General features: G+C 53.5%; 1 tRNA gene. It reads left to right on the plus strand.

Features of this window, described 5'->3' with window-relative positions:
* Positions 1-186 precede the first annotated feature (186 nt).
* Positions 187-245, plus strand: a tRNA-Arg gene (locus tag OGV65_RS00075).

Genomic DNA, 245 nt, shown 5'->3' on the forward strand with positions numbered 1-245 from the left:
ACAGCAAAACTGTTGTTTCATGGTCTGCGAGATAATCGCGAGCACCAGGGAGGATAACGTTGCTTCAGCAACGGCCCACAAGGCGAGGCGCAGCCGATTAATCCTCCCGGATGCACCATCTTACTTGATAGCGCTTTAGCAGCGACATCAAGTCTGCAGTAAAGCAAGTTTCCCTGATGCATCCGTAGCTCAGCTGGATAGAGTACTCGGCTACGAACCGAGCGGTCGGAGGTTCGAATCCTCCC

This window comes from Citrobacter sp. Cb004, from assembly GCF_030337065.1.
GTDB lineage: Bacteria > Pseudomonadota > Gammaproteobacteria > Enterobacterales > Enterobacteriaceae > Citrobacter > Citrobacter braakii.